The sequence below is a fragment of the Mesorhizobium sp. M1348 genome (assembly GCF_040317925.1).
In the GTDB taxonomy this organism is placed as follows: domain Bacteria; phylum Pseudomonadota; class Alphaproteobacteria; order Rhizobiales; family Rhizobiaceae; genus Mesorhizobium.
Genome location: NZ_JAMYLH010000077.1, coordinates 1 through 1,351, shown reverse-complemented (window position 1 = coordinate 1,351; position 1,351 = coordinate 1). Strand labels below are relative to the sequence as shown.

The following is a 1,351-nucleotide window of genomic DNA, read 5'->3' as shown; positions in this document are numbered from 1 at the left end:
CTAGGCCGTAGACTCATAAGCGCGAAGCCACAGTCGCATTGAGGCGAGTTGGATCATGGCGAGGAAGTTGGCTGCCAGTTTGTCGTACCGTGTAGCGACACGGCGGAAATGTTTCAGCTTGGAGAAGAAGCGCTCGATCAGGTTTCGCTCGCGATAGAGGCGCCTGCTGAAGCAAGGTTTCCACTTCCGGTTCCGCTTGGCGGGAATGTTGGGCGTCGCACCGTGCTGCTGGATCAACTCCCGGATACGGTCGGCATCGTAGGCCTTGTCGGCCAGGACGATGATGCGCGGGCCGAGATGGTCGAGCAATCGATCGGCGATCTGCCCATCGTGCGTTTGTCCCGCCGTCAGGCCGAGCCGGATCGGGAGTCCTTGCGCGTCGACGACGACGTGGATTTTGGTCGTGAGGCCACCTCGGCTGCGACCGAGACAATTATCTGCGCCCCCCTTTTTGCCGTCGCAGCCTGCTGGTGCGCCCGAATGGAAGTGCTGTCGATCATCTGGATTTCACCATCATGCGCTCCGCTGATGGCGTCCATGAGCCGATCCCAAACACCTGCTTTTCGCCAACGCGAGAAGCGGTTGTAGCAGGTGGTGCGTGGCCCATAGCGCTCGGGCAGGTCGCGCCATGGCGCACCGGAGCGCAGCACCCAGAAGATTCCGTTTAACACGCGTCGGTCATCGACGCGCGGCACGCCTCTAGGTTTGTTGGGTAACAGCGGTTCGATCACGCGCCACTCGAAGTCGGTCAGGTCATATCGGCTCATATTGAGCCTGAATCACAATCCCGCGCGATATGGAAGCGAGTTGGTAAACCCATCAAAATCAGACGTTCAGCGCTACAGCCTAATCGTAGTAGCCCGGTCCGAATGTTATCGCGGACATCACAGGTTGATCGGCTTCGCCTGTCGAGGACCAAACGCCTATACCAAGCTGCGTTGAGGTTGCGCCATCCGGCTCCAAGCGTAACTTCGGGTCGAGAGATTGGAGAATCTGTGTCGCTTCGCCCATCGATACCGAGATAAGAGCCAATCCGTTCAATGTCGGGTTGCTTGGGCTTGCAAACTCCAAGGCCTCCAGGCGCTCGTCGGAATCATAGTAGGCAAAAACGCCTGCATCCGCCCAATAATCTATCGGATTGCCTTCGGGTGTACGCTTAAACGGCTGGTGCTTACCACCGAAAAATGTCCGAACGCTTCCTTTGGACGATCCAATCGGAAGACCTCTCAATCCACCGCCGGGTTCTAATGCGAGTTCAGTCATTCCTCGACAATATGCGCGATCTGTCAAACGACGCAACGATCGCTTTTCACCCATCTCCCTCATTCCCATTTATGGGTTCACGACCTAG

The 1,351-nt window shown here is 57.3% G+C and carries 2 protein-coding genes; both read right to left on the bottom strand.

All coding sequences use genetic code 11. The annotated features are described in order from the left end of the window. Nucleotides 1-767, bottom strand: a protein-coding gene (locus NKH13_RS35485) for an IS5 family transposase (protein WP_352824126.1) whose coding sequence is annotated in 2 segments (ribosomal slippage) — nucleotides 1-443 and nucleotides 443-767 — 768 coding nt in all. Because the reading frame shifts where the segments join, the coding sequence is not laid out codon by codon here. Nucleotides 768-846: 79 nt separating this feature from the next. Next, nucleotides 847-1,317 (bottom strand): hypothetical protein, encoded by a 471-nt coding sequence (locus NKH13_RS35480; RefSeq protein ID WP_352722285.1) that lies wholly within the window; start codon nucleotides 1,315-1,317, stop codon nucleotides 847-849. Between the last annotated feature and the right edge of the window lie 34 nt (nucleotides 1,318-1,351).

What these genes read in the sequence shown, in the direction of transcription:
- NKH13_RS35480 (WP_352722285.1), bottom strand. Translation starts at nt 1,317, where the DNA reads ATGGGTGAAAAGCGATCGTTGCGTCGTTTGACAGATCGCGCATATTGT.